The organism is Shinella sp. (genome assembly GCF_049651085.1).
Taxonomy (GTDB): Bacteria; Pseudomonadota; Alphaproteobacteria; order Rhizobiales; family Rhizobiaceae; genus Shinella.
On record NZ_JBASBL010000009.1, the window covers coordinates 146,557 to 165,160 of the forward strand.

Annotated in this window: 22 protein-coding genes and 1 tRNA gene; 14 read left to right on the forward strand and 9 right to left on the reverse strand. The window is 65.8% G+C overall.

Annotated features, from left to right (window positions below; translation table 11 throughout):
- Positions 1 to 75: 75 nt before the first annotated feature.
- The 4 genes from WA950_RS05920 (at position 76) to pyrC (ending at position 3,745) form a co-directional block, all read left to right on the forward strand.
- Complete coding sequence (locus tag WA950_RS05920; RefSeq protein ID WP_424550767.1) at positions 76 to 1,158, forward strand: ABC transporter permease; 1,083 nt, start codon at positions 76 to 78, stop codon at positions 1,156 to 1,158.
- Positions 1,158 to 1,937 (forward strand): ATP-binding cassette domain-containing protein, encoded by a 780-nt coding sequence (locus WA950_RS05925; protein WP_424550768.1) that lies wholly within the window; start codon positions 1,158 to 1,160, stop codon positions 1,935 to 1,937. The genes WA950_RS05920 and WA950_RS05925 overlap by 1 nt, the downstream gene beginning before the upstream one ends.
- Positions 1,934 to 2,557: a nucleoside/nucleotide kinase family protein gene (locus WA950_RS05930; RefSeq protein ID WP_424550769.1), complete on the forward strand. Its 624-nt coding sequence runs from the start codon at positions 1,934 to 1,936 to the stop codon at positions 2,555 to 2,557. Before WA950_RS05925 ends, WA950_RS05930 begins: the two co-directional genes overlap by 4 nt.
- Positions 2,558 to 2,704: 147 nt before the next feature.
- Positions 2,705 to 3,745 carry a dihydroorotase gene (gene pyrC, locus WA950_RS05935; protein WP_424550770.1) on the forward strand — a complete coding sequence of 347 codons (1,041 nt, stop codon included), beginning with the start codon at positions 2,705 to 2,707 and terminating at the stop codon, positions 3,743 to 3,745.
- Positions 3,746 to 3,758: 13 nt separating this feature from the next.
- Here the strand turns inward: pyrC and WA950_RS05940 are convergent, their stop codons facing one another.
- Positions 3,759 to 4,520: a Crp/Fnr family transcriptional regulator gene (locus tag WA950_RS05940; RefSeq protein WP_424550771.1), complete on the reverse strand. Its 762-nt coding sequence runs from the start codon at positions 4,518 to 4,520 to the stop codon at positions 3,759 to 3,761.
- 192 nt (positions 4,521 to 4,712) lie between these two features.
- Here WA950_RS05940 and WA950_RS05945 point away from each other — a divergent pair, with 192 nt between their 5' ends.
- A complete protein-coding gene (locus WA950_RS05945; RefSeq protein ID WP_424550772.1) occupies positions 4,713 to 5,111 on the forward strand; it encodes a hypothetical protein in 399 nt (132 codons plus the stop codon).
- Here the strand turns inward: WA950_RS05945 and WA950_RS05950 are convergent.
- Positions 5,102 to 5,551 (reverse strand): DoxX family protein, encoded by a 450-nt coding sequence (locus WA950_RS05950; RefSeq protein ID WP_424550773.1) that lies wholly within the window; start codon positions 5,549 to 5,551, stop codon positions 5,102 to 5,104. The two genes, WA950_RS05945 and WA950_RS05950, sit on opposite strands and share 10 nt — an antisense overlap.
- 179 nt (positions 5,552 to 5,730) lie before the next feature.
- On the opposite strand from WA950_RS05950, the gene WA950_RS05955 reads away from it, so the two are divergent.
- Complete coding sequence (locus WA950_RS05955) at positions 5,731 to 6,030, forward strand: SelT/SelW/SelH family protein (RefSeq protein WP_424550774.1); 300 nt, start codon at positions 5,731 to 5,733, stop codon at positions 6,028 to 6,030.
- Positions 6,031 to 6,088: 58 nt separating this feature from the next.
- Here the strand turns inward: WA950_RS05955 and WA950_RS05960 are convergent, their stop codons facing one another.
- Complete coding sequence (locus tag WA950_RS05960) at positions 6,089 to 6,502, reverse strand: BA14K family protein (protein ID WP_424550775.1); 414 nt, start codon at positions 6,500 to 6,502, stop codon at positions 6,089 to 6,091.
- A 152-nt stretch (positions 6,503 to 6,654) separates the two neighbouring features.
- On the opposite strand from WA950_RS05960, the gene WA950_RS05965 reads away from it, so the two are divergent.
- Together WA950_RS05965 and WA950_RS05970 are read left to right on the forward strand one after the other, a co-directional pair.
- Positions 6,655 to 8,085 carry a phosphomannomutase gene (locus WA950_RS05965; protein WP_424550776.1) on the forward strand — a complete coding sequence of 477 codons (1,431 nt, stop codon included), beginning with the start codon at positions 6,655 to 6,657 and terminating at the stop codon, positions 8,083 to 8,085.
- Positions 8,086 to 8,218: 133 nt separating this feature from the next.
- Positions 8,219 to 8,305 (forward strand) — tRNA-Leu (locus WA950_RS05970).
- A gap of 44 nt (positions 8,306 to 8,349) precedes the next feature.
- Here WA950_RS05970 and WA950_RS05975 read toward each other — a convergent pair.
- Positions 8,350 to 8,496, reverse strand: coding sequence for a hypothetical protein (locus WA950_RS05975; RefSeq protein WP_424551004.1), 147 nt, complete (start codon positions 8,494 to 8,496; stop codon positions 8,350 to 8,352).
- On the opposite strand from WA950_RS05975, the gene WA950_RS05980 reads away from it, so the two are divergent.
- Positions 8,492 to 9,643 (forward strand): HPP family protein, encoded by a 1,152-nt coding sequence (locus WA950_RS05980; protein ID WP_424550990.1) that lies wholly within the window; start codon positions 8,492 to 8,494, stop codon positions 9,641 to 9,643. The two genes, WA950_RS05975 and WA950_RS05980, sit on opposite strands and share 5 nt — an antisense overlap.
- A 91-nt stretch (positions 9,644 to 9,734) precedes the next feature.
- Complete coding sequence (gene gdhA / locus WA950_RS05985; RefSeq protein ID WP_424550777.1) at positions 9,735 to 11,090, forward strand: NADP-specific glutamate dehydrogenase; 1,356 nt, start codon at positions 9,735 to 9,737, stop codon at positions 11,088 to 11,090.
- Between the two features lie 18 nt (positions 11,091 to 11,108).
- On the opposite strand, the gene WA950_RS05990 is transcribed toward gdhA, so the two are convergent.
- Together WA950_RS05990 and rnk are read right to left on the reverse strand one after the other, a co-directional pair.
- Entirely contained in the window at positions 11,109 to 11,627 is a 519-nt protein-coding gene (locus WA950_RS05990; protein WP_424550778.1) for a hypothetical protein, read from the reverse strand.
- Positions 11,628 to 11,785: 158 nt separating this feature from the next.
- Entirely contained in the window at positions 11,786 to 12,211 is a 426-nt protein-coding gene (rnk, locus tag WA950_RS05995) for a nucleoside diphosphate kinase regulator (protein WP_424550779.1), read from the reverse strand.
- A gap of 356 nt (positions 12,212 to 12,567) precedes the next feature.
- Here rnk and WA950_RS06000 point away from each other — a divergent pair, with 356 nt between their 5' ends.
- From WA950_RS06000 to WA950_RS06015, 4 genes are all read left to right on the forward strand, one after another.
- Positions 12,568 to 13,170, forward strand: coding sequence for a carbonic anhydrase (locus WA950_RS06000; protein WP_424550780.1), 603 nt, complete (start codon positions 12,568 to 12,570; stop codon positions 13,168 to 13,170).
- Between the two features lie 2 nt (positions 13,171 to 13,172).
- Entirely contained in the window at positions 13,173 to 13,520 is a 348-nt protein-coding gene (locus tag WA950_RS06005; protein WP_424550781.1) for a DUF488 domain-containing protein, read from the forward strand.
- 122 nt (positions 13,521 to 13,642) lie between these two features.
- Positions 13,643 to 14,809: a cystathionine gamma-synthase gene (gene metB, locus WA950_RS06010; protein WP_424550782.1), complete on the forward strand. Its 1,167-nt coding sequence runs from the start codon at positions 13,643 to 13,645 to the stop codon at positions 14,807 to 14,809.
- 21 nt (positions 14,810 to 14,830) lie between these two features.
- Positions 14,831 to 15,535: a 5-formyltetrahydrofolate cyclo-ligase gene (locus WA950_RS06015; RefSeq protein ID WP_424550783.1), complete on the forward strand. Its 705-nt coding sequence runs from the start codon at positions 14,831 to 14,833 to the stop codon at positions 15,533 to 15,535.
- Here the strand turns inward: WA950_RS06015 and WA950_RS06020 are convergent.
- The 3 genes from WA950_RS06020 to WA950_RS06030 all read right to left on the reverse strand — a co-directional run bounded on the left by WA950_RS06020 (position 15,499) and on the right by WA950_RS06030 (position 18,593).
- Complete coding sequence (locus WA950_RS06020; protein WP_424550784.1) at positions 15,499 to 16,776, reverse strand: CynX/NimT family MFS transporter; 1,278 nt, start codon at positions 16,774 to 16,776, stop codon at positions 15,499 to 15,501. The two genes, WA950_RS06015 and WA950_RS06020, sit on opposite strands and share 37 nt — an antisense overlap.
- Complete coding sequence (locus WA950_RS06025; RefSeq protein WP_424550785.1) at positions 16,773 to 17,450, reverse strand: FadR/GntR family transcriptional regulator; 678 nt, start codon at positions 17,448 to 17,450, stop codon at positions 16,773 to 16,775. Before WA950_RS06025 ends, WA950_RS06020 begins: the two co-directional genes overlap by 4 nt.
- Positions 17,451 to 17,561: 111 nt before the next feature.
- Complete coding sequence (locus WA950_RS06030) at positions 17,562 to 18,593, reverse strand: trans-3-hydroxy-L-proline dehydratase (RefSeq protein ID WP_424550786.1); 1,032 nt, start codon at positions 18,591 to 18,593, stop codon at positions 17,562 to 17,564.
- Positions 18,594 to 18,604 lie beyond the last annotated feature (11 nt).

Consider the following 18,604-nt stretch of genomic DNA (forward strand, 5'->3'; position numbering starts at 1 on the left):
CCACCGATGCGTCCGTGCACCCAGTTCATCCGGCAGAGCCGCGACGGTCGGCACCGGTAGGGGAGGAACAGGATCATGACTGAGACAACGACGGCCTCGCAGCCATCGCAGGAATTCGAGAAGGCGCTCGCCGGCAGTTCGACGCAGGTCGCATCCTTCGATACGCACGACAGGACAGCCGTCCAGAAATTCCAGCACTTCCTTCATTCGAGCCCGGCGGCCGTGCCGCTGATCGTCCTCGTGTTCTCGGTGGCGGTGTTCGGCATCGTTCTCGGCAGCAAGTTCTTCTCCGCCTTCACGATGACACTCATCCTCCAGCAGGTGGCCATTGTCGGTATTGTCGGTGCGGCGCAGACGCTGGTGATCCTCACCGCCGGCATCGACCTGTCGGTCGGCGCCATCATGGTGCTGTCGTCCGTCGTCATGGGCCAGTTCACCTTCCGCTACGGCCTGCCGCCAACGGTGTCCGTGCTCTGCGGTCTCGCCTGCGGCGCGTTCTGCGGCTATCTCAATGGTCTGCTCGTCGCCCGCATGAAGCTGCCGCCCTTCATCGTCACCCTCGGCATGTGGCAGATCATCCTCGCCTCGAACTTCCTCTATTCGGCCAACGAGACGATCCGCTCGCAGGATATTTCCACCCAGGCGCCCCTCCTTCAGTTCTTCGGCAACAACCTGCGTATCGGCAGCGCGGTCTTCACCTATGGCGTCATCGCCATGGTGCTGCTGGTGGCACTGCTCTGGTACGTGTTGAACCACACCGCCTGGGGCCGCCATGTCTATGCCGTCGGCGACGACCCGGATGCGGCGGAACTTGCCGGTGTCAACGTCAAGCGCATGCTGGTCTCGGTCTATACGCTGTCCGGCCTCATCTGCGCGCTGGCGGGCTGGGCGCTGATCGGCCGCATCGGCTCGGTTTCGCCGACCGCCGGCCAGTTCGCCAATATCGAATCGATCACGGCGGTGGTGATCGGCGGCATCTCGCTCTTCGGCGGGCGCGGCTCGATCCTCGGCATGATCTTCGGGGCGCTCATCGTCGGCGTCTTCTCGCTCGGCCTTCGCCTCATCGGCACGGACCCGCAATGGACCTATCTCTTGATCGGCGTCCTCATCATCTCGGCTGTCGCAATCGACCAGTGGATCAGAAAGGTAGCAGGCTGATGGCTCTCGAACCCATTCTCACGGCGCGCGGCCTGGTCAAGCGCTACGGTCGCGTCACCGCCCTCGACCAGGCCGATTTTGATCTCTATCCGGGCGAGATTCTCGCCGTGATCGGCGATAACGGCGCGGGCAAGTCCTCGATGATCAAGGCGATCTCCGGCGCCATCACGCCGGACGAGGGCGAAATCCGGCTGGAGGGCCGGACGGTCAATTTCCGTTCGCCGATCGAGGCGCGTAGCGCCGGGATCGAGACGGTCTACCAGAACCTCGCGCTCTCGCCGGCGCTGTCGATCGCCGACAACATGTTCCTCGGTCGCGAGATCCGCAAGCCTGGCGTGATGGGGAGCGTGTTCCGCAAGCTCGACCGCGGGGCGATGGAAAAATTCGCCCGCGACAAGCTCTCCGAACTCGGCCTGATGACGATCCAGAACATCAACCAGGCGGTGGAAACGCTGTCCGGCGGCCAGCGCCAGGGTGTCGCGGTGGCGCGCGCGGCGGCCTTCGGCTCGAAGGTTATCATCCTTGACGAGCCGACGGCGGCGCTCGGCGTCAAGGAAAGCCGGCGCGTGCTGGAACTCATCCTCGACGTGCGCCGGCGCGGCATTCCGATCGTGCTCATCTCGCACAACATGCCGCATGTCTTCGAGGTGGCGGACCGCATCCATATCCATCGCCTCGGCAGGCGGCTGACCGTCATCAATCCGAAGGACTACACCATGTCGGACGCCGTCGCCTTCATGACCGGGGCAAAACTGCCGGCGGAGGCCATTGCGGCATGATATCGCCTGCCACGATCGTGGATGCCCTCCAGCGGCGCGCCGGCGACACGCGCCGCTTCCTCGTCGGCCTCGCAGGCCCGCCGGCCGCCGGCAAGTCGACCCTTGCCGAAGCGCTGCGGGAGGGCCTTGTCGCCCGTGGCGAGAGCGCCGAAATCCTGCCGATGGACGGCTTTCACCTGGACAACGCGCTCCTTGCCGCCCGCGGCCTGCTGCCGCGCAAGGGCGTGCCGGAGAGTTTCGACGGCCGCGGCTTCATCGATGTCGTCAAGGCATTGAAGCGGGCGGACGGCGAAGTGCTGGTGCCGGTGTTCGACCGGTCGCGCGAGATCGCCATCAACGCCGCCCGCGCCATTGCGCAGGAGACCCGCTTCGTCCTTGCCGAGGGCAACTATCTGCTCTTCAAGGACGCGCCGTGGGACCGGCTCGACGGCATGTTCGATTTCACCATCTTCGTCGGCCCGCCCTATGCGGTGCTGGAAGAGCGGCTGCGCCAGCGCTGGCTGCAATATGCGCTGCCGGACGACCAGGTCCACTGGAAACTCCACGGCAACGACCTGCCGAACGGAAAGCGCATCCTGGAGCACTCGCGCCCCGCCGACCTCACCATCGACCTCTTCTGAGACGATTGTCGCGCGGCCCCGCGGGTGCTATCGCAGCCGCCAGAGCCATTCCAGCAAGACGCGCAGCGTTTTATCCGGAATAGCGCCAGAATAGGCAGCTAGAGCATATCCGCGAGCGGACATGCTCTGAGACGGGGAGAGACGCCCATGACCAATGAACTGACCATCCGCCGGCCGGACGACTGGCATTTGCACCTGCGCGACGGCGCCATGCTCGAAGGCGTGATCGGCGACACCAGCCGCCATTTCGCCCGCGCGATCATCATGCCGAACCTCGTGCCGCCGGTCGTGACCACGGCCGATGCCACCGCCTATCGCGACCGTATCCTCGCCGCCCTTCCTGCCGGCGATCGGTTCGAGCCGCTGATGACGCTCTACCTCACCGAAGATACGAACCCGGACGATGTTGAAGCCGGGTTCAGAAGCGGACTGATCCGCGCCGTAAAGCTCTATCCGGCGGGGGCGACGACGAATTCCCACGGCGGTGTGCGCGATATCGGCAAGGCGATGCCTGTGCTGGAGCGCATGGCGAAGATCGGCTTGACGCTCTGCGTGCATGGCGAGGTGACGACGCCGGAAGTCGATATTTTCGACCGCGAGGCCGTGTTCATCGAGACGGTTCTCGAGCCGCTGCGCACGCGCCTGCCGGAGCTGCGCGTCACCATGGAGCACGTCACGACGAAGAACGGCGTCGACTATATCAAGGCCTCCAAGGAAAACCTCGCCGGCTCGATCACCACGCATCACCTGATCATCAACCGCAACGCCATCCTCGTCGGCGGTATCAAGCCGCACTATTATTGCCTGCCCGTCGCCAAGCGCGAGGAGCACCGGCTGGCGCTGCGTGCGGCCGCCGTTTCCGGCGATGCCCGCTTCTTCCTCGGCACGGACTCCGCCCCCCATGTCGATCCGCTCAAGGAATGCGCCTGCGGTTGCGCCGGCATCTATACGTCGATCAACACGATGAGCTGCCTTGCCCATGTCTTCGAGGACGAGGGCGCTCTGGGTAAGCTGGAAGCCTTCGCCTCGCTGAACGGTCCGGCTTGGTACGGCCTGCCGGTGAACGAGGAGACGATCCGCCTCGTCAAGCGGGCCGAGCCCGTGTCCTTCCCCGCCAGGATCGAGACAGGGGCCGGACCGGTCACTGTCTTCGACCCGATGTTCCCGCTGCACTGGGACGTCGCCTGACGGCTGGAAAATTCTAGATGAAGGGCCGCGGCCCGCGCTGCAGCCCTTCCCATCCCGCCAGCGCCTGAAGGCCGTCCGGATCGATGATCTCGCAGCCCCGGTCCAGCCAGCGCATCAGCTTGCGGTCGGCGAGCTTGCGCAGCGTCTTGTTCGTGTGGACGAGCGACAGGCCGAGCGTGTCGGCGACATGTTGCTGGGTGATCGGGATGACGCGCCGCCCGCCATTGGCGCCCGCCACATGGGCGCGCTGGTGCAGGAACGAGATGAGGTAGGCGGTGCGCTCCAGCGCCGTGCGCCGGCCGATGCTGAGCAGGTGCTCGTCGAGGATGCGCTCCTCGTGCGCGGCGATCCAGGTGAGGTCATAGGCAAGCGAAGCATGGCGCTCGAAAAGCCGCTCCAGCTTGGAGCGCTCGAAGACGCAGAGTGTCACCGGCGTCAGCGCCTCGACTGAATGGTCCATCTCGCCCATCAGCGTGCCCTGGAGGCCGATAAGGTCGCCGGGCAGCACATAGTTCATGATCTGCCGCCGCCCGTCCGGCAGCAGCTTGTAGCGGAAGGCCCAGCCGGACAGCACGGTGAAGAGGTGCGCGCTGTGCATGCCCTCGACGAGGATCGTCGCGCCGCGCTCGCTCAGGAGCTCGCCGCTCTTGAACTGGGACACGAAATCCAGCTCCCTGGCCGAGAAATCGCGAAAACCGGGGAGCTCGCGCAGGGGACACTGCTGGCAGGGCGTACGCCATTTCGAGGGATGGTTTCCCGCCAAGCTGCTTGCCATGCTGTCTTCGCCCCGCTCGTTCGCAGCCCTCAAGCCTTGGGCTGGCCAATGGAACGCGGTGCAGCCGCGCTTGTTCCGCTCGGCCGGTCCCTATGTCTTATTTAAATGACACCCCGCGGTGCCGGGCCCACAGTCCGCCTCCCGAGCCGCCCCTATTTCGGCGGTTCCACATGGAATGAGGAGTGCGGCGCCATGGAACCCTTTCTTCCGCACATCTTGATCGCCGAACGTGAGTTCCTGATCGCGCTCGATGCGGAATATCTGATCAAGGCGGCGCTCGACTGCCGCATCACGCTTGTTCGCCCGGATCAACTCGACCAATGGGACGAGACGGCGCTGGCGGATGTCGATCTCTGCCTGTTCACCGTGCCGTTCGATACAGCGCGGATGCGGCCGCGCATCGAGCGGCTGATGGAGGCGCAGGTGCCCCTGCTCTTCACGATGGTCGCCGATATCCATCTCCTCGGCGTCGAAGGGCTCGAGGTCATTCCTGTCGTCAGGAAGCCCTATGACGGGGAGACGCTGGTCTCCCTGGTCAGGGGACAGCTGCGGCAAAGGCCGCAACCGTCCGGCAGGATCGATCAGAACTGACGGCCGAGCTTGGCGTCGACCGAATGGCTGTTGCCGCCGCGAATCACGAAGAAGAACATGATGAGCGTCCACAGGATGGATTTTTCCGCGCCCATCAGGCCTTCGCCCTGCACGATGCCGTGGAAGTAGACGGTGACGGCGAGCACGATCATCGCCGCGAAGGCGGCAGGGCGTGTGAGGAGGCCGATCGCGATCAGGATGCCGCCGAAGAACTCGGTGGCGGCCAGCAGCGGCGACCACAACGCGCCGGGGTAGAAGCCGAGGCTTTCGACCATGCCGCTTGCGCCGAGCGGGTTCAGGATCTTGCCGTAGCCATGCGTTACGAGAAGCGCGCCGGCGGCCACGCGTAGGATCGTTTCCGCGCTTTCATGCAGTGCAGCGTAGAGGCCGCCGAGCGCGGGGATGAAAAGGCGAGGGCGGTTAGTGGAAAGCTCTGTCATGGGGGCTCCTGTCGGAATGTTGCAGTGCACCACCTCTCTGATACGAATCCGGCTGCGACAAGATGTCCGGCGACAAAACATGATAAATTGAGTTGACAATTCCGTGAACCGATTGCGATCGGCGGCGTGTCAGGGAGCGTTTGCTGATATATGCTGCGCTGCCGATACAGGAGGTTGCCATGTCCGCAGAAAAGCCGCGCGTTTCCATTCTCTACTGCACCCAATGCAACTGGCTGCTTCGCGCCGGCTGGATGGCGCAAGAGCTGCTGGCGACTTTTTCCGATGCGCTCGGCGAGGTGGCGCTCATTCCCGGGACGGGAGGCAACTTCGAAATCCGTGTGGGGGAGGCCCTTGTCTGGGAGCGCAAGCGCGACGGCGGTTTTCCGGGGCCGAAGGAGCTGAAGCAGCGGGTGCGCGACGTGATCGAGCCCGGCCGCGATCTCGGCCATACCGACCGGGCGGACAAGGCGCCCGGCTGAATGAGAAACGGCGGGCCGAAGCCCGCCGTTCCCGTGTTCGTCTTCCGGCAGCCTCTGCTTACCGGTAGGGCGAATAGCAGGCCCGGTAGATACCGCCGCCGGCATGGTAGCGGTTGGTGTAGGGGTCGTAGGTGCGGTAGCGGTTCATGCACCAGCGCACATGTGCATTGCGCCCTCCACCATAGTAACGTGGCCGCTCATAGTGCCGCTCGCCATAGTAACGCGGCCGCTCGTAGCGCGGACGGTAGTAGCGACGCTCATAGCCGTAATACGGACGATGGTGGCGGCGATAGTAGCGCGGACGGTCGCAGCCGTAGCCCACGCAGAATTCCACCTGCGCCTTCTGCACGCCGCTATTCGTCTGCATCTTCAGGTCCGGTACGGCAAGCGGGACGGCCTGCGCCGCCCCCATGGGCGCGATTGCGGAGGCAATGCCCATTACGCAACCGAAAACGAGATTTCGAATCTTCATCCTGTGATCCTCACGGTTTCTGACGGGATATTTCCCGGTTACGTCCCTGTTTTGCATTACGTTCACGCATTTTGTTTTATTCATGATCGCAACCGTCCATGGGCGGGATGTATCGCCGGATTTTCGATCCGCAAGAGGCATGAGGGGATAGTATGAGCCTGAAATTCGGAACCAGTGGCCTGCGGGGTCTTTCGGTGGATCTCGAAGGGCCGGCGAGCGCGCTTTATGCGACCGCCTTTGCGCGCCATCTGCTGGCCGCCGGCATCGCCCGGCCGGGTGACGAGATCCTGATCGGGCGCGATTTCCGCGCCTCCAGCCCCGCCATCTCGGCCATCGCAATCGCCGCGCTGCGCAAGGCCGGCCTCACCCCGCGCGATTGCGGCGAGCTGCCGACGCCCGCGCTCGCCTTGCTGGGCCTTGGCCGCAAGGCAGCGGGCCTGATGGTCACGGGCTCGCACATCCCCGCCGACCGCAACGGCATCAAGTTCTATCGGCCGGACGGCGAGATCGACAAGGCGGACGAAGCCGCAATCACGGCCGCAGCGGACGCGATCCGGGCCGAAGGCGCGGTTCCCGACGCTGCGCGGGAAACGGCCGAGGACCTCCATGAGGCGGCCATGGCGCTTTACGGCGCGCGCAACCGCCAGCTCCTGCCGCAAGGCTGCCTGGCGAACCTCCGGGTCGGTGTCTACCAGCATTCGACGGTGGCGCGCGATCTCTTCGTCTCGGTGCTTGCCCATTACGGTGCGGACGTGGTTGCACTCGGCCGTTCGCAGACCTTCATCCCGGTCGATACGGAAGCGGTCTCGCCGGAGACCGTGGCGCTGCTGCAGGGATGGGCCGTGCAGCATGGCCTGCATGCCATCATCTCCGCCGACGGCGACGGCGACCGCCCGCTCATCACCGATGAGACCGGCACGCCGATCCGCGGCGATCTCGTTGGCCTCATCGCCAGCCGCTTCCTTGGCGCGGGCGCGATCGCCACGCCCGTCACTTCCAATTCGGGCATCGAGGCGGCCGTCTCCGGCACGGTGCTGCGCACCCGGGTCGGCTCGCCCTTCGTGATCGCGGCGATGAATGAGGCGGTTGCGGCAGGTGAGATAGCCGTCGCCGGTTTCGAGGCGAATGGCGGCACGCTGACGGCAACGCCCTTCACTGTGAACGGCCACACGCTTGCGCCGCTGCCGACGCGCGACAGCCTGATGCCGGTGCTCGCCGTGCTTGCGCTGCGTGCGGCCGAGGAGCGGCCGCTCTCGCAGATCGCCGCCGGCTTCGCCCTGCCGGCTGCGGCAAGCGACCGGCTGGAGAACTTTCCGGTCGAAACCAGCGCCGCGCTTATGGCCGAACTGCGCTCGGGCGCGGATGCGCTCTCCGCTTTCCTGGCGCCGATCGGCGTACCGCAGAAGGTGAGCGACATAGACGGGCTGCGCGTGACGCTGGAGGATGCAAGCGTCATTCATTTCCGCCCCTCGGGCAATGCGCCGGAAATGCGCTGCTATGTGGAGGCGGCCGACGAGGCCGCCACCGCGCGGCTGCTGGATGCCGGGCTTCGGCGCATCCGCGATTGGGCGCTGAACCGCTGAACATCTTTTCCACACATGTCGCGCAAAACCACCCCTCATATTTTGCGCGACATGAGGTTTTCGCCAAGTCGTTGCAAAAACTTCAAAAAGCCTGTTGACACAGGGCGGCGCTCCTTCTACATGCCTCTCCGTCGCCCAGATGGCGGAATTGGTAGACGCGCCAGCTTCAGGTGCTGGTACTCGAAAGGGTGTGGAGGTTCGAGTCCTCTTCTGGGCACCAAATTCCCAATCCGGATTTTTCCGGATGTATCAAAAAAGCCCGGCTTAGCCGGGCTTTTTTGTTGCCTTGCGGCAGCCGGTTTTGCTGCCCTCGTGGCAACACAGAATCTTGCCCTTGCGCCCTTGCGTCATCGGCGCGATAGGCACATAAGCCTTGAAAGTCATCATCTGCCTTTCAAAGATCAGGATCATCGTGGCCCCATCGCAACACGATGCCCGCAAATCGGGCATTCTGTCCAAATTCCGGCTGTTCACTCCCATTCTCGCCGGTGCCACGCTCAAGGAACGCCTCATCGGCTGCCTCGGGGCCCTGATCGGTATTTGCCTTACCGGCTTCGTCTGCGGTCTCGCCCTTGGCAATGATCCACATCTCCCGCTGATCGTCGCGCCCATCGGCGCCTCCGCCGTGCTGCTCTTCGCGGTGCCTGCCAGCCCGCTGGCGCAGCCCTGGTCGATCGTCGGCGGCAACACGATCTCGGCCTTTGTCGGCGTGACGGTCACGACGCTTGTCGCGGATCCGGCGATCGCCATCGGCCTTGCCGTGGCGCTGGCGATCCTCGTCATGTCGCTGACCCGCTCGCTGCATCCGCCAGGGGGCGCAGCCGCGCTGACGGCCGTCATCGGCGGGGCCGCGGTCACCCGCGCCGGCTTCTGGTTCCCGCTCGTGCCGATCGCGATCAACTCGATGATTCTCGTGGCCGTGGGCATGCTGTTCCACCGGCTCGCCGGCCGGCAATATCCGCATCGGCAGGCGGTTGCGCCCGTCAACACGCACAAGACGGCCGATCCGCCGGCGGCCTTTCGCGTCGGTTTCAACACCGAGGACATCGACGCCGCCGTCGCGAGCCTGAACGAGACGCTCGACATCAGCCGCGCCGACCTCGACACGCTGCTGCGGCAGGTCGAGCTTCAGGCATTGCTGCGCCAGCGCGGCGAACTCACCTGCGCCGACATCATGTCCCGCGATGTGGTGACGGTTACCGCCGATGCGACCGCCGAGGAGGCGCGCGCGCTGCTTCTCGACCACGATATCCGCACGCTGCCCGTGGTCGATGCCGAAGGGCTGCTGGTCGGAACCGTGGGCCTCAGGGAACTGGCCGCCACGGTGCCGCCCGCGCCGCTTCCGGTTTCCCAGGCGGCAACGGCAAATCCCTCCGAGCTGGCGATCGGCCTCCTGCCGCGCCTGACGGATGGTTCCATCCATGCGGTCGTGGTGACCGACGAGGCACGTCGCGTCGTCGGCATCATTTCCCAGACCGATCTTCTTGCCACGCTTGCAAAAAGTCTTTCCCAGACCGGCCCCGCCGTCCTGATGGGCGGCCACGGGCAGGGTATCTGAGAATGCCCGGACGATCTAATCCGGGCCGACCGGTGTCATGCCGGCGGCCCTCCCACAAAACGCGAGACCGATAGACGAAAGGAATGCCGCCATGGCGACTGTCGACGAGAAGCTAGAACCGATCCTTGCCCAGGTGCTGCAGCGCAACCCGGCGGAACCGGAATTCCACCAGGCGGCGCGCGAGGTGCTGGAAAGCCTCGGCCTCGTCGTCACCAAGCATCCCGACTATCTGACGGACGCGCTGATCGAGCGCATCTGCGAGCCGGAACGCCAGATCATCTTCCGCGTGCCGTGGGTCGACGACAAGGGGCAGGTGCATATCAACCGCGGTTTCCGCGTGCAGTTCAACTCGGCGCTCGGCCCCTACAAGGGCGGCCTGCGCTTCCACCCCTCGGTCAATCTCGGCATCATCAAGTTCCTCGGATTCGAGCAGACCTTCAAGAACGCGCTGACCGGCCTGCCGATCGGCGGCGGCAAGGGCGGCTCCGACTTCGATCCGAAGGGCCGGTCCGAGGGCGAAATCATGCGCTTCTGCCAGTCCTTCATGACCGAACTCTACCGTCATCTTGGCGAGTACACGGACGTGCCGGCCGGTGACATGGGCGTCGGCGGCCGCGAGATCGGCTGGATGTTCGGTCAGTACAAGCGCCTGACCAACCGCTTCGAGGCAGGCGTCTTCACCGGCAAGGGCCTCAGCTACGGCGGCTCGCTGGTGCGCAAGGAGGCAACCGGCTACGGCGCGGTCTACTTCACGCGCGCCATGCTCAAGAGCAAGGGCACCGGCTTCGAGGGCAAGAACGTCACCGTTTCGGGCTCAGGCAACGTGGCGGTCTACGCCATGGAACAGGCGATCAACTACGGCGCAAAGATCGTCGCCTGCTCGGATAGCAGCGGCTATGTCGTCGACGAAGAGGGTATCGACCTTGCCCTCATCAAGGAATTGAAGGAAGTGCGCCGCGCGCGTCTTTCCGAATATGCCCGCATCAAGACGAAGGGCGTGCATTTCATTCCGACCGGCAAGGGCTCGATCTGGGATGTGCCCTGCGACGTGGCGCTTCCCTGCGCCACGCAGAACGAGCTTTCGGGCAAGGACGCCCGCACGCTGGTCAAGAACGGCGTCATCGCGGTGGCCGAGGGCGCCAACATGCCGTCGACCCCGGAAGCCGTGCGCGTCTTCCAGGACGCAGGCGTGCTGTTCGGTCCCGGCAAGGCGGCCAATGCAGGCGGCGTCGCCACCTCCGCGCTGGAAATGCAGCAGAATGCCAGCCGCGACAGCTGGAGCTTCGAGAAGGCGCGTGAGCGTCTCGGCCAGATCATGCAGGGCATCCATGACAGCTGCGCCGAAACGGCGGAAGAATACGGCTTCAAGGGCAACTATGTGCTCGGCGCCAACATCGCCGGCTTCACCCGCGTGGCCGAAGCCATGCGCGCGCAGGGCGTGATCTAACCGCCCTGCTTTTCATCGTCATGCAGCCGACGGCCCCGGACCATCTCCGGGGCCGTTTTCGTTGGCCGCGGTGAAGGCGCGATCGGTGAGCCCGCCGGCAATCAGCCGGAACGGCGCACGCGCCGACGGCTGGGAGGAGATCGCGGCTGCCGGCTGAAAATGCACCTTTTCCAGCACGAGCCAGTCACTCCGCCCCTCGGGCCGGTCGAAGCTGATCGTCTCGCCTTCCCGGAGCCCCAGAAGCGCGAGGCCATAGAAAGTGGTGATCGACAGGAAGGCGCCGCCGGGCGTGTATGTGCCCGGCAGGCAGAGTGTGCGGGTATCGGTGAGCCCGCTTGCGCAGCGGAAGGAGACACGCGCATCGATCGCCGCGAGGTCGGGAGGTGTCGGGGCATCCGCAGCCAGGCGGCCGCTCGACAGCTTTCGCTGGAGCAGCGCCTGCCATTCTTCCGTCAGCGGCGGCCATTCGCGCAGCACCTTGTCCAGCAGATAGCCGTCTCGCGCGGTAAGCATTCCGGGATCCTGTCCCATCGTCATTCTCCATCCTGCCCGCCGTCCATCGCGGGTCATCCAGGGTCCATGGTGGAGAAGCCCCCTGGCCGCGTGTGCGGCGCAGGGGGTCACGATCCTGCGACGAGGCAACCTCCGATGCGCCCGGCTTGGGAAAAGGACAGGAATTTCATCGGCGGCAGGCCTCAGGACGCGCTGGCGGCATCCGGTGCGCCGTGATGGACGGCGGCGACGCTGATGCGCCGCACCCGGCCATCGCGCGCGGCCCACTCGATCGACTGGCCGGCGGAAAGGCCGAGGAGCGCCGAGCCGACCGGCGTCAGAACGGATATGCGCTGGCGGGAAATGTCGGCATCGCCGGGGAAGACGAGCACGGCGGTCTGCATCGCTTCGTCGTCGATCTGGAATTCGGCGGTGGAGCCGATGCGTATCACGCCGGGGGCCATGCGTGCGTCATCGACGACCTTTGCGCGGTCGAGTTCCGCGGCGAGCTGCTCGGCGGAATGCGGGTCGCGCTCCGCCAGCATGTCGGCAAGGTTTGACAGGCGTTCATATTCGGAACGGGCGATGGTGATGGCGGGCAGGCGGCTGCCCTTGGTCTTGGCCGTCATGGAAACCTCACGACATGAGTTCTCGGCGGCCCGGTGGGCGCGCGCAGAAGTGGAAATTGAGAAATTTGCCGCGCTGCTTCGATGTGGCCCGTGTTATTTCACGAAACCGCTATTGCCCCACGGCCGGGGCGCGACACGACCAAGCCGGGGGCTAGTATCCTGCGAGAGGAAACAACCGTTTCAGAAATCGGGCAAAGGCGTGCGTCGTCATCATGTGTCTATGATGAGGCGAGGTCGAGAGTAAAGTCAAGCCACCCGTTCCGGCGTGGTTGAAGCGCTCCTGCGACGGACTGGCAATTTGACAGAAGCCAGGTGCGGGCAGATAGCTCGGTTGTCCCAACAAGTGGAGCCCCGTCATGATCGAAGACCTTTTCGCCAGGAACAAGGCTTGGTCCACTGAGCGCAAGGCGGAGAAGGCCGACTATTTCGAGCGGCTATCGACGCTGCAGCAGCCGGAATATCTCTGGATCGGCTGTTCCGACAGCCGCGTGCCGGCCAATGTTATCGCCGGGCTCGAGCCGGGCGAGGTCTTCGTCCATCGCAACGTCGCCAACCTCATCCACCCGGCCGACCTCAACATGCTGTCCGTGGTCGAATATGCCGTGCACCAGCTTGGCGTGAAACACATCATCATCTGCGGGCACTATGGCTGCGGCGGCATCCGCGCCGCCGTCAGCGGCGAGCGATTCGGCTTGATCGACCATTGGCTGCAACCGGTCCGCGACGTGGCGGACGGGCGCTTCGAATGCCGGGAATGCGGATCGTGGAGCGACGGGGATCTCGACCGGCTCTGCGAGGCCTCCGTCGCCGCGCAGGTGGAGCGCCTCGCCCGCACGCCCACCCTGCAGGCGGCCTGGCAGGCCGGCAGAGACGTTTCGATCCATGGATGGGTCTATGGCTTGCAGGACGGGCTGCTTTCTGATCTCGAATGTACGGTGAGCGCCAATCGGGGAGGATAGGCATGGCGGTGCATATCAAGCGTGTCTATGACGAACCGGAGGCGGGCGACGGCGAACGCATCCTCGTCGACCGGCTCTGGCCACGCGGCGTCTCGAAGGAAAAGGCCGCCTTCGACGCGTGGATGAAGGAACTCGCGCCGACCTCCGAACTGCGCAAATGGTTCGATCACCGGCCGGAGCGCTGGGAGGAATTCAAGGAGCGCTATCGGGACGAACTGCACGGCAACCCGGCTGTGGATGTCCTGCGGGACCGCATCAGGGCGGGAAGCGTCACGCTGCTCTACGGTTCGCGCAACCGCGAGTTCAACCATGCCCTCGTGCTGGCCGATGTTCTGACAGAAAAATCCTGAGGCCTTCCGCCTGCGGGGGAGAGATTTGCTGCAAAAATCTTGCAGTCATTTAGCAATAGAATTCGTTTGTCAGGGATCAACATCCCCGCCATCTTCCTCGCGTAGCATGAGGAGCAGCACCGATGTCCGAGCGAACGGCGATCGAAGTTCAACCGGAAACCGTTGCCGCGGCGCATGGGGTGGCAAGCGATACCGCCTTCGGCGCGGTGGTGCCGCCGCTCTATCTGTCCAGCACCTATGAATTCGCGGATTTCGATACGCCGCGCGCCTATGACTACGGCCGCGTCGGCAACCCCACGCGCGACCTTCTGGCCGAAGCGCTCGCCAGACTGGAGGGCGGCGCCGGGGCGGTGCTGACGCCGAGCGGCATGGCTGCGGTCGATCTTCTCGTCGGGCGGCTTGCCGTCGGCAGCCTGGTGCTGGCGCCTCACGATTGCTACGGCGGCACGATGCGGCTGCTGAAGGCGCGCGCCGAGCTCGGGCAGATCCGGCTGCGGCTGGTGGACCAGTCCGACATGGAAGCCTTCAAGGCGCGGCTGTGGGATCATCCGGTGCTGGTGCTGATCGAGACCCCGAGCAACCCCCTGATGCGCGTCGTGGACATCGCGGCCCTTTGCACCCTCGCCAGGGCGGCGGGGGCGCGTGTCGCCGTGGACAACACCTTCCTGTCGCCGGCGCTGCAAAAGCCGCTGTCGCTCGGCGCGGACTATGTGCTGCATTCGACGACGAAATTCCTCAACGGCCATTCGGACGTGATTGCCGGCGCGGTGATCGCCGCCGATGCCGGGGAGGCGCTCGAGCTGAAGCGCTGGGCCAATGTCACGGGCGCGATTGCCGCCCCCTTCGATTCCTGGCTGACGCTCAGGGGGCTCAGAACGCTGTTTGCCCGCATGGCGGCGCAGGAGAGGAATGCGATGGCGATTGCCGAGCGGCTTGTCGCCCATCCGGCGGTCGTGCGCGTTCACTATCCGGGCCTTGCAGACCATCCGGACCATGCCCTTGCCGGACGGCAGCAGCAGGGGTTCGGTGCGATGATGAGCTTCGAGCTTGCCGGCGGCGTGCCTGCGGTGCGACGCTTCGTGCGGGCGGTGCGCGGGTTCACGCTGGCCGAATCGCTCGGCGGCGTCGAAAGCCTCGTGGCCCATCCGGCGACGATGACCCATGTCGATATGGGCGCGGAGGCCCGGGCAAGGGCCGGCATCGGCGACGGGTTGCTTCGGCTGTCCGTCGGGCTCGAACATATCGACGATCTTGCGGCCGGGCTCGAAACCGGCCTTTCGGCGTGTTGAGGACGATCAGGGAGAGCAGCGATGGCCGACGACGATACCCCCGCCAGCTTTTCCTCGCCGGCCTGTTTCCTGCATGAGGTCGATCCTGCCTATTCCGGCCTGCCGGGTCCGCTCGACCTGCAGGCCTGGACGGATGTCAGCCGCTGGCGCAAGAACGAACGGGAGCGGCTGATCGCGGCGCGTCTGGCGGTGCCGGCCGAGCTGCGCGCCGCCCAGGGCGAGGCGATCGCGGCCGGGGCGCTTGCGGAGATCGGCGATGTCGCAGGCCGCATCGTCAGCGCCTATTGGCCGTTTCGCGGCGAGCCGGATCTGCGCCCGCTCCTGAAGCAGGTCGCCGACCGCGGCGGGCACACGGCGCTGCCTGTGGTGGTTGAAAAGGGGCGGCCGCTGGAATTCCATCTCTGGAGGGAGGGTGAAGCGCTGTCGCGCGGGGTCTGGAACATTCCGATACCGGCCGAGCAGCGTCCGTGCCAGCCCGATATCGTGCTTGCCCCCGTCGTCGGCTACGATCCGTCCTGCTACCGGCTCGGCTATGGCGGCGGCTTCTTCGACCGGACGCTCGCCGCCATGCCGGCAAGGCCGCGCGTCATCGGCCTCGGCTACAGCGCGGCGCGGCTGGCGACGATCTATCCGCAGGCGCACGATGTCCCGATGGACCTGATCGTCACGGAGGCTGACATCATCCGTCCTCAGGCGGACGTTTCCACCGTGCGCGCATTGACGTAGAGCGCCCGGCCGGCGAACCAGCCGTTGACCGCCGCGCCAAGGCCCAGCAGCACGAAGAGCACGGCGCTCCAGGCGAAACTGCCCGTCCAGCTGCGGATAAGGCCGACAACCAGCGGTCCGATGGCGGCAAGCAGGTAGCCGACGCATTGCGCCATGCCGGAAAGATGCGCCGCCACATGCGGATCACGGGTCCGCAGCACGATGACCGTCATCGCCACTGCGATCAGCCCGCCCTGGCCGATGCCCTGCAGGACGGCCCAGATCCAGACCGTGGAGAGCGGCGCGAACAGCAGGCCGAGAAGGGCGACGACGGCGAAGCCGCAAAGCACGACATTGATCAGCCGCTGGTCCCTGCCGCGCACGGCAATATGCGGTGCGACAAGGCAGGCGGCGGCCTGCACCATCACCGAGACCGAGACGATGGCGCCTGCCGTGACGCCGTCGAGCCCGCGTTCGCGCAGGATCGGCACCAGCCAGCCGAAGACGCAATAGGCGAGCGCCGATTGCAGGCCCATGAAAAGCGTGACCTGCCAGGCGAGCCGGTCGCGCCAGAGGCCTTCGACGCGAAAGCCGGTGCGCTTGGCCTGCGAACGGGTGGCCAGAACCTGCGGCAGCCAGAGCAGCGCGACGAGGAGCGCGGGGAGCGCCCAGATCGCCAGCGCGCCGTCGAGCGAGCCGCCGAACGCATGCTCGATCGGCAACGTCAGGCCGGCGGCGCTTGCCGCGCCCGCGCAGAGCGCCATCGTATAGCAGCCGGTCATCAGCGCGGCCCTGTCCGGGAAGTCGCGCTTGACGAGACCGGGCAGCAGCACATTGCCGACGGCGATGCAGGCGCCGGCCAGCGCGGTGCCCAGAAACAGCATCGGAACGGAGGAAAGGCCGCGCATGGCGGTTCCGAGCGCCAGCAGGAAGATGACGGCGAGCAGCGTGCGCTCCGTGCCGATCCGTTGCGCAAGGCGCGGCGCGAGCGGCGAGAACAGGCCGAGGCAGACGACGGGCAGGGTCGTCAGAAGACTGGCGCCGGTCGCCGAGAGGCCAAGCACGCTCCGGATTTCCGGCAGCAGCGCCGAGGCGCTGGAAAAGACGGGGCGCAGGTTGAAGGCGATCAGCACGAGGCTGGCCCCGAGCAGGAAGCGCGCCACGGGTGTGGGCGGCCGATGCGGCTCGGGTGCGGGCACGCTGTCGGCTTCGGCATCGATCAGGTCGATGGCGGCGGGACTGGTCTGGGCAGGGTGGCTCATGAGAGAAGCAATCGATCAAGGGCTGAAAGGACGGGCGCCATGAAGCGGCGCACGGCGGCATCGGCCGCGTCGGGATCGCCGCTTTCGATGGCGTCGACGATGGCGGCATGGGCCGGCATGTCGGGTTCCGGCAGGTCTTCGTGCAGGCTCGCCTCGATAGTTTCGGCAATCAGCGACGAGAAGAAATCGTACATGCCGATCAACACGGCGTTGCTTGAGGCGGCTATCACTGCCTGATGAAAGGCGAGGTCACGGACGATGAAGTCTGCCTTGTCGCCACCTTCGTGGTTGCCGCGCTCGGCCAGAAGCACGCGCAGCCCGGCGATCACGCCCGGCGTCCGGCGCAGCGCCGCCAGCCGCGCGGCCTGGACATCGAGCGCCATGCGCGCCTCGAACTGGTCGCGCAGGCCCGCACGACGCGCCATGGTGAGCGGGCGTGTCGTATCGGCAGTCGAGAGCACATAGGTGCCGGAGCCCTGGCGGGTTTCGAGATAGCCCTGCGAGACGAGGACGCGCACCGCCTCGCGCACCGTGCCGCGGCTGACGCTTAGCATGGCCGACAGCGCAGCCTCGTTCGGCAGCTTGTCGCCGATCGCCCAGCGTCGCTCGAGAATTTCTGTCCGGATCGCCTCGACCGCGGTGTCGGCGAGATTGGTCTTGCTGAGGGAGTGCATGGATATTCACCAAGTCATCTGATGACTTGGTGAATATCGTGCTTTCGACGAAAGGTCAAAGGCATTTCCGGCCGGTCGCATGTGAGCGCCACCGGCCGGCGGGCAGGAAGCTTACTGCTTGCGCGGCCAGGTATCGGCGAGGCGGTAGCCGGCCGGCCACGGATCGTCCGGGTCGAGCATGACCTGGCTCGTGCCGGTGATCCAGGCGCGGCCGGAAATTTCCGGCACGATGGCCGGCCGGCCGCCGACAGTGGTTTCACCGAGAATGCGGCAGTCGAAGCGCGAATCGAGGATCGAATAGCCCGAGAAGGACTGGCCGATCCTGATCTGGCCGCGCGCATGCAGCACTGCCATGCGGGCCGAGCATCCGGTGCCGGTCGGCGAGCGGTCGAGCTTCGCCGGCTGGATGACGACCGTGTTGCGGCCATGCAGCGCTCCGTCGCGCTCCTCGACCGGCAGCGTCAGCTGGCAGAAGGAGATGTGGTTCCATTCCGGGTTTTCCGGGTGGGTGAAGCCGAGCTGCTCGTTGGCCGCCTTCGTGATGCGGATGCCGGTTTCGGCAAGCTCGCGGGCCTCGTCCGGGCTCACGGCAAAGCCGAGCGCGCGGGCATCGGCAAGGACGAAGCTGTCGCCGCCATAGGCCGTATCGACGGTGAGGGTGCCAAGGCCCTCCACTTCCAGCTTCGCATCCAGCTTATCGGCGAAGGAGGGCACGTTGGTAACGGTGATGCGCTCGGCCTTGCCGTTGCGGCAGGCGGCGACGACATTGACCAGCCCGCCCGGCGCTTCCAGCACCATATGGGTCTCCGGCTCGACCATCGGCACGATGCCGCTGTCGAGCAGCACGGTGGAGACGCAGATCGAGTTGGAGCCGGACATCGGCGGCGTATCTTCCGGCTCCATGATGATGAAGCCCATCGTGGCGCGCGGGTCCTTCGGCGGGACGAGCAGGTTGATATGGCGGAAGACCCCGCCGCGCGGTTCGTTCAGCACGAAGTTGCGCAGCGTCTTGTCCTCGGCGATGAAGTTGCGCTGCTCCCACAGCGTCTTGCCGGGGGGCGGGGCAACGCCGCCGACGATGACGTCGCCCACCTCGCCCTCGGCGTGGCAGGAGACGATATGGATGACCTTGCTGCTGCGCATGGTTTTCTCTC